The organism is Anabaena sp. AL93 (genome assembly GCF_001672085.1).
Taxonomy (GTDB): Bacteria; Cyanobacteriota; Cyanobacteriia; order Cyanobacteriales; family Nostocaceae; genus Dolichospermum; species Dolichospermum heterosporum.
Genome location: NZ_LJOU01000159.1, coordinates 1 through 7,960, shown reverse-complemented (window position 1 = coordinate 7,960; position 7,960 = coordinate 1). Strand labels below are relative to the sequence as shown.

Here is a 7,960-nt window from a genome sequence, read left to right as displayed (position 1 = left end):
CAGTTTGGTTTTATTGTGTTCACCTACTTAATCTAATAATATAAGTAGGTTGGCGTTGAAAATTGTCGTTATGGCAAGGCAAAAGGCAAGAGGCAATAGGCAAGAGTGAAGAGGGTTTGGGCGATTTTACGTTTCTTTACACAGTTTGGTTTTATTGTGTTCACCTACTTAATCTAATAATATAAGTAGGTTGGCGTTGAAAATTGTCGTTATGGCAAGGCAAAAGGCAAGAGGCAATAGGCAAGAGTGAAGAGGGTTTGGGCGATTTTACGTTTCTTTACACAGTTTGGTTTTATTGTGTTCACCTACTTACTCTTAGTTTTATCCTAGATGCTATTTATCAGATATATTATTCATAATGGCTGTATGATTAGCTTAAATTATAGAAAATCAATAATACTTTTGATATTTATAACTTTTAGCAATTTGCCTTTATATTTCCTTAATAATTAGTTGAGAATCTTTTCTATTTATCAACGAGGTTGCTATACTTTCAGCGATTTGCTATAATTTCAGAGAATTTCATAATTGGGTTACTATTGTCAATTTTAGATTTTTCAGAAGATGTTAGTCTCAAACCCTTGATTGACAGTAGGTTCAGAAATCATTTTCCCAGGCTAATACAAAACTTTACAAAATTAATAGCTATTCCTTAAGAGACTTCCAAGAAATAAATTATCCCAAGAAACGAACCACAGAGGCACAGAGTACACAGAGAGAGAATTTTTGCATCAGTTTTGGGACATTTTTTTATTTGGAAGTCTCTAAACAATTTTAGCCATGAATTTGCTCAGAAATAATCTAATTTGAGCGATCGCAAAAATTTCCTATTGACAAATTGACGAAAAAGTGATATTCAACCTGGCAATGTTATTAATGATAAGAAAATAGGCTAAAAACCCTTGAGGGCAAGTTTTGGAGGGTTTCCTCACATCAACTCTTAATTAATGTTTGGAAACCTGGATCATTTTTAATCTCATCAAAGTCAATATCATTTACAGCATCTTCTCGATAACTGGGATTAAATTCAATAGCTTTTTGCAGATTTTCTAAAGCTAATTCAATTTTTCTTTGTAGTGCATAACAGGCAGCTTTGTTGTAATAAGCACTAGAATAATCAGGTTTGATTTCTAGTGCTTTATCAAAACTGATAATTGCTTGATCATCTTCTCCCAACATTACCAATGTGTAACCCCGTTTATCCCAAATTTTGGGAGAGTTGGGTTGAAATTCTAAAGCTTTATCAAAAGAAGCAACTGCATCTTCACAACGTTCTAATTCTAGCAAAGATAAACCACGATTTACCCAAGCAACCCCATCATCAGGTTTGATTTTAGTAGCTTTATCAAAACAGTTAAATGCCTCTTGATGTTTTCCTAAATTTCCACAAGCCACACCAATATCACACCAAGCTTGATGATATTCAGGATTAATTTTGATAGCTTGATTATAGGAGGCTATAGCATCTTTGTAGCGTTTTAATCTATTGAGAATTATCCCCCGTTTTAACCAATTTTCTGGATTTTCTGGTTGAATTTTAATGAGTTGTTCATAAATAGCTAAAGCATCTTCATGGCGTTTTTCTAAAAATAGCACTTCTGCCTGTTTGATATAATCATCAATAGAAATTTCTGGTTGTAATGATTCTGATTTTTGTTCTATTGCTGGTAATATTGTAGGTGTAATTTCTGCTAATTCTTTGAGAATTATCTCTTTACGTTGTTGAGCATCAATTTCTAAGTTTTGCAGATTTTCTAGAACAGTAACTTGCTGTTTTTGCACATCATTTTGTAAATCTGAAAACTGAGATGTAAATTCTCCTCCAGATTTTTCCAGATTCTCAATTAGTTGCTGTTGTCGTTGAATAGCTGTATGTTGTAATTCTCTTAGTTGGTGAGAAAATTCAATTTCTAAGTTTTGCAGATTTTCTAGAACAGTAACTTGCTGTTTTTGCACATCATTTTGTAAATCTGAAAACTGAGATGTAAATTCTCCTCCAGATTTTTCTAGATTCTCAATTATTTGCTGTTGTCGTTGAATAGCTGTATTTTGTAATTCTCTTAGTTGGTGAGAAAATTCAATTTCTAAGTTTTGCAGATTTTCTAGAACAGTAACTTGCTGTTTTTGCACATCATTTTGTAAATCTGAAAACTGAGATGTAAATTCTCCTCCAGATTTTTCTAGATTCTCAATTATTTGCTGTTGTCGTTGAATAGCTGTATTTTGTAATTCTCTTAGTTGGTGAGAAAATTCGCTTTGTAATACAGCTAAATCTTCAAGCAATTGATATTTTTGAACTTGGATATCAGTTTTTAATTCAGTAATGTCTGATTTAAATATATTATTAAGGGTTTCGATATTACCTAGAACTATATCTTTTTGAGTTTTAACATCTAATTCAAATTGAGATAATTCATTATTAAATTCTGATTGTAGTTTTGCTAAGTTCTCAACAATATGAAATTTCTCTTGTTGAGTTTCTGACTCTAACCCTTGAAATTGAGATATTAAACCAGCGCGAGATTTTTCAATATCACTAATAGCAATATCTTTTTGATTTTCCACTTCTGATTTGAGTTGGGTAAATTGAGAAAATAACTCAAATTCTAACTTTTTGATATTGTCAATTGTAATTTTTTGCTGTTGAGCAGATAAAGTTAATTGTTCTAGTTGAGTATTTAATCTAAACTCTAAATTACTGATATTCTCTTGAGCAGATTTAACTTCAATTTCCAAAGCTGTTAAAAACTCTTGTTTTGACTTGGGTAAATCAGATAAAAGAATAGATAAATTTTCTTCTTCACCTTGAATTTTTTGTTTAAGAGCATTAACTTCCTGTGCTAATTCTTGAGTAGTGTTTTTAGATTTTTGAATCAGTTGTTTTGCTTCTGCTTGAACTGTAGTTAATTGAGTTTGCAAATTTTCAATTCCTTGAATCTGCTGCATTGCTCTTTCTCCAATTTCCCGAATTACGGCTCGACGAAAAAACCATAATATGGCAATTAAAGCCACAGGAAATAAACTTAAAATAGTCAACCAGATATTGAGTAAGGTATTCGTGCGAGTAAAAGCTCGTTCAAAATCAGATTGGACTTGTTTTTGAGTGCGGGTTTCTTGTCGCAGTCGTGCTAATTCTTCCCGTTCCTGATTTGATAGTACCTGAGCCGTAGCAGATGGTACAAGATACCCACTGATAAAAGCCGTTGATAGCAGCAAGGGTGACAAGAAAATGGCGCTTTTTAAAGCTAGATTTGAGTATAAGGGGTTTTTGTTCTTCATCACTATTTTCCCTATCCGGTGGTTAGTATTGACAGCGGTGTGCTTATATGCCATCTATGATAGATGATTGTTGTAGGGTGACTGGATTTCTATGGGGTTTTTTGATATTAACAGATTTGGGTGGAGGATGGAATTATGGATAAATACCATTTAGCCATCAACCATTTTAATTTCATTGTAAAGATAGTGCATTAGCTAGAGTATAACGCACTCTAAAACTATTGATAAACTACATCATTAGACAGGAACAATTATCCTGAAAGTCAAGTTTATTCTAGGTTCAACTTTCTTCAATGTCTTAGGAATTTGATGCTGCCAAAAATGCTGCGTTGTACCAGCCATTAATAGAAAACTACCATGTGTTAACTCAACTTCTGCTTTCAAATCTTTGTTGTTCTTATGCCTAAACATAAACCTTCTCGTACCACCAAAATTAACAGAAGCAATCACAGGATTTTTACCTAGCTCTTTTTCCGCATCTGTATGCCAAGACATTCCATCTTTTCCATCACGATAAAGATTGAGCAAAACGCTATTGAATTGAGATTCTACAATTCTCTCAATTTGCTCTTTTATTAGTAGCAAAGTTGGTGTCCAAGGTTCAGGATCGAAATGAATACCTGAAAATTTATATGAATTACCTTTATTTCCATACCAAGCTGTCTTTCTTGGTACATCTACTACCTTACCATAGATATTCATTCTATCTTGTCGCCATTTAATATCACTATGCAGAACTTGAAAAAAGTCATCGCTCTCTTGCTTTGTGAAGAAATTAGGGTAAAAAGTAACTTCCCCATCTGGTAAAGATAGTATTTGTTTCCTTGTGTTATTAGTCGCTGTATGACCAATAGCATCAAACCCAGAAAATAAGTCTCCTTGAACAAAATTTGTAGTTTGTTTACTGCTCATACAAGTTTATTTTTCAAAGTTATGGTAGAGTTTGGAATATTCATGAAATGTTACTAAAGGCACTTATACGACTTATTCAACTGATCATGAACAAGTCTAAGTGTTGGAAAAATGAGTGCTAATAAATATGCTGCCGATAAGTAGGTGGGCGTTAAAAATTGTCGTTGGGGCAAGGGAACAGGGAACTCTTAACTGGGAACAGAGTTTTGAGTGATTTTACTTTTCTTCACATACCTTTAAATTTTTCTGTTCACCTACTTAGGTGTAATTAAAAGATTAGACATCTCCAGAAAAGAATGTAGAGCCGAGAATCCCTACCCATGGAACCTCTCTATACTAAACACGGGTGAGATTTAAACTTTTGCCAAATGACAAAGAACCCAGATGTGTAGTAGGGGTCAACCAAAAGCTGATATGTGTCAACTTAAGCTCAAATCCCTACCACATCTCGTTCCTAGTCTCTGACTAGGAATGCAGTTGATGAGGCTCTGCCTCTAATATCATTGAAGGCAGAGCCTTCTAGAATTCATTCCCAGTCAGAGACTGGGAATGAGACGACTTGAGGTTTTTCGTAATTTTGTAAAAGTCCATGTCTGAACCGTGTTTAGTATACAAGGGTTCTAGGGTACGCATATTTAATTTCTGGAGATACCCATTGATTATACTGTAACTTACAAGGAACAAGTTGCAAAGAACCTTTCCCCGGCGCTACCGTCTACAATTTGACGTAGTAGTGTACAGAGTGCAAAAACCATGAGACGTAGATACAAAAAAGGCTTGCAATCATTCATCAGCTTTAGCCTATTTACCACCTTAATCACGCTATATCCCGTGACCGCTACCCCTCTACGTACCCCGGATAAGACCGTCAACTGTGAGCTTCTCATTGTGGGTGGTGGACTCTCTGGAGTTGCTACAGCTTACGAAGGGTTACTCGCAGGACGCACAGTTTGTTTAACAGAAATAACTGACTGGTTGGGGGGACAAATCTCCTCCCAAGGGACATCTGCATTAGACGAAAGACCAACTCAACGAGCTAAACAATTCTATTCTCGCGGTTATTCCGAATTAAGAAACCGCATTGAACGGAAATATGGCAAACTTAATCCTGGTGATTGTTGGGTAAGTGACTCCTGTTTTCTGCCTCATGATGCTCACAATATCATGACACAAATGCTCAAAGATGCGGAAAAAAAAGGTAGAGGGAAATTACAATGGTTTCCGAATACAGTAATTAAAGATTTAGAAATTAGCAAAGATGGCAAAATTATTAATAATGCCATAGCAATTCAACATCAACCAGCAAAAAATCAACTCCCTTTAAATACTTATCCTTTATCTCAAACTATTGAAGATGCTTATAGTTATCAAAACTCATCACAATTGAGTAAAACTATTATTCGTTTTCTGCCTAAAACATCTCAAAATAATCCTGGAAAATGGTACGTTGTAGATACAAGTGAAACTGGAGAAATTATTGCTTTAGCAGATGTCCCTTATCGTCTAGGAATTGATGCCCGTTCCTATCTTGAACCTTCATCTTCTAGCACGATAAATTATCCTTATTGTCCTCAAGGTTTCACTTATACCTTTGCAATGGAGGCTACAAAAGATCACCAGACCCAAATAATGCCGCCATTCTATTTACAATATTCACCATATTTTAGTTATGAATTAAAACGATTAGCAAACTTTGATTTAGTATTTACCTATCGCCGAATTTGGAGTCCGCAAAAAGGCCAAGTAACTACATTCAATGGTGTGAAATTTACTTCATCAACACCGGGGGATATTTCTATGCAAAACTGGACTTGGGGAAATGATTACCGTCCAGGAACGGCGGCGGATAATCTTATTTATTCTCGGCAACAATTAGAAAATTCTGGACAGTTAAAATCTGGAGGTTGGCAAGGTGGACTACGCACAGAAACTTTGCGTAAAGCTGAAGAAAAAGCATTTTCCTATTTTTATTGGTTGTATGGGGGAACTACAGATTCTCAGTTGGGTAATGGTGTGAAAAAACCGCAAACAAATATCCGTTTCTTAACAGGTTTAGATTCGCCTATGGGGACGGTTCATGGTTTATCTAAATACCCTTATATGCGGGAAGGAAGACGGATTATTGGTCGTCCAAGTTGGGGACAACCGGAAGGTTTTGGTATTTGGGAAGTTGATATTTCTCGGCGTAATTATAATGATGAATATTATCGGAAAACTTTGCCAGCAAATATGTATGGCAATCTAAAAGCAACTGTGGCTGGTTTGGAGGCGACATCTGTAATTAGTGGGGAAATTCCTCCAGAAAAAGTTATTCGCCGGAGTCGTTCGACAATTTACCCTGATGCTGTGGGTATTGGTCATTATGCCATAGATTTTCATCCTTGTATGGCAAAAAGTCCGGTGGAAGCACCTGGTAATCAGGAACGTGCTGGAGAAAGGCGGGGTGCAGGACTTGCTTATCCTTTTCAAATTGCTTTGCGGGCAATGATTCCCCAAAAAATTGATAATTTATTGGTAGGGGGAAAAAGTATTGCTACTAGTCATATTGCGGCGGCGGCTTATCGGGTTCATTCTTTTGAATGGTCTTCTGGTGCGGCTGCGGGAACTGTGGCGAGTTTTGCACTAAAAGAAGGAATCGCACCATATCAATTGGTTGATGATTTACCTCAACAAGAACCACAATTACAAATTTTAAGAAAGTTGTTGGAGGCGAATGGGAATCCTACGGCTTTTCCTGATACTTCTATTTTTAATGAAAGTTGGGATGATTGGCGGTAGTAAATTGGGCGCAGGCCCTGCGCCCCTACTTTCTCACTCAGCCAGCAATGGATTAAACTGGTTATTTGTAATGTCAGTTTTTACAATGTCGTTTTTGGCTCATTTTTCTATGGTGACAAGAATTGCAGATGTGTACAGTATGGCTTCAGCACCAACTGTGACACCTGACCGGGTTAATCAAGTGACTCGGAAAACCTATCCTAATTATAAGGTGATTGTGTTGAATGATGATTTCAATACTTTCCAGCACGTGGCTGAGTGTTTGATGAAGTATATTCCGGGGATGTCGGGCGATCGCGCTTGGGATCTCACTAATCAGGTACACTATGAAGGACAAGCGATTGTTTGGACCGGTCCCCAAGAACCAGCAGAATTATACCACCAACAACTTCGTCGGGCTGGGTTGACAATGGCTCCCCTGGAAGCAGCCTAATTATGTCAAAACCTACTGATGGTAGACTTGTTTGGAATCACTCTACCCATATTCCTGGTCTAATTCCCATTTTAGAACGTTTGTGTCAACAGCATGGTATTGGAACTGTGACACCCGCGGTGATTGGTAGAGCTAAGGGTCATGCACCAAAAATGCAGTTGCGGGTGTCTGTACCGATTCGTGGTGGCTATAAAATCATTGCTCGTCAAGGTAAGACGGTGCAGGAGGTGTTTATCCTCACAACTTTACTACAGGATGAACTCGAAGGTGCGATCGCTATTGCTATGAGAATTGCCTAAATTATGAATTTACAAATAGCAAGGTTGGAGCTAAGTTCAGTTCTAACCTTGACTTTTGATTATTCTTCAATTTTATAGGAACAGCCGGTAAGCGTAAAACTCAGCGGCTTTAGCCCTGAGATATAAGCGGCTCGTGTGACTTTAGTCACAGTCATCTTTCTTGATATTGCCATACATATTTCTACCCACTCTTTCAATTAACTCACTGACGCTGATCTCCAGTGAATTAGAAGCCTTGATTAAATTTTCCCAAGCAGTA

5 protein-coding genes are annotated in these 7,960 nt (G+C 36.6%); 3 read left to right on the top strand and 2 right to left on the bottom strand.

Annotation, left to right across the window (positions count from 1 at the left end; all coding sequences use genetic code 11):
• Positions 1-933 precede the first annotated feature (933 nt).
• Both AN486_RS25510 and AN486_RS25505 read right to left on the bottom strand, forming a co-directional pair.
• Positions 934-3,279 carry a tetratricopeptide repeat protein gene (locus AN486_RS25510; RefSeq protein WP_053539533.1) on the bottom strand — a complete coding sequence of 782 codons (2,346 nt, stop codon included), beginning with the start codon at positions 3,277-3,279 and terminating at the stop codon, positions 934-936.
• A 237-nt stretch (positions 3,280-3,516) separates the two neighbouring features.
• Entirely contained in the window at positions 3,517-4,191 is a 675-nt protein-coding gene (locus AN486_RS25505) for an alpha-ketoglutarate-dependent dioxygenase AlkB (protein WP_290602947.1), read from the bottom strand.
• A 753-nt stretch (positions 4,192-4,944) separates the two neighbouring features.
• Here AN486_RS25505 and AN486_RS25500 point away from each other — a divergent pair.
• The 3 genes from AN486_RS25500 to AN486_RS25490 all read left to right on the top strand — a co-directional run bounded on the left by AN486_RS25500 (position 4,945) and on the right by AN486_RS25490 (position 7,701).
• Entirely contained in the window at positions 4,945-6,969 is a 2,025-nt protein-coding gene (locus AN486_RS25500; protein WP_290602945.1) for an FAD-dependent oxidoreductase, read from the top strand.
• A 109-nt stretch (positions 6,970-7,078) separates the two neighbouring features.
• Positions 7,079-7,402 (top strand): ATP-dependent Clp protease adapter ClpS, encoded by a 324-nt coding sequence (gene clpS / locus AN486_RS25495; RefSeq protein ID WP_027401013.1) that lies wholly within the window; start codon positions 7,079-7,081, stop codon positions 7,400-7,402.
• Positions 7,403-7,404: 2 nt separating this feature from the next.
• A complete protein-coding gene (locus tag AN486_RS25490; RefSeq protein WP_027401012.1) occupies positions 7,405-7,701 on the top strand; it encodes a DUF2103 domain-containing protein in 297 nt (98 codons plus the stop codon).
• The last annotated feature ends 259 nt before the right edge of the window (positions 7,702-7,960 follow it).

Bases quoted from the DNA above. Each gene is read 5' to 3' on its own strand.
- clpS (WP_027401013.1), top strand. From the start codon at position 7,079: ATGGTGACAAGAATTGCAGATGTGTACAGTATGGCTTCAGCACCAACT.
- AN486_RS25510 (WP_053539533.1), bottom strand. From the start codon at position 3,279: ATGAAGAACAAAAACCCCTTATACTCAAATCTAGCTTTAAAAAGCGCC.
- AN486_RS25505 (WP_290602947.1), bottom strand. From the start codon at position 4,191: ATGAGCAGTAAACAAACTACAAATTTTGTTCAAGGAGACTTATTTTCT.
- AN486_RS25500 (WP_290602945.1), top strand. From the start codon at position 4,945: ATGAGACGTAGATACAAAAAAGGCTTGCAATCATTCATCAGCTTTAGC.
- AN486_RS25490 (WP_027401012.1), top strand. From the start codon at position 7,405: ATGTCAAAACCTACTGATGGTAGACTTGTTTGGAATCACTCTACCCAT.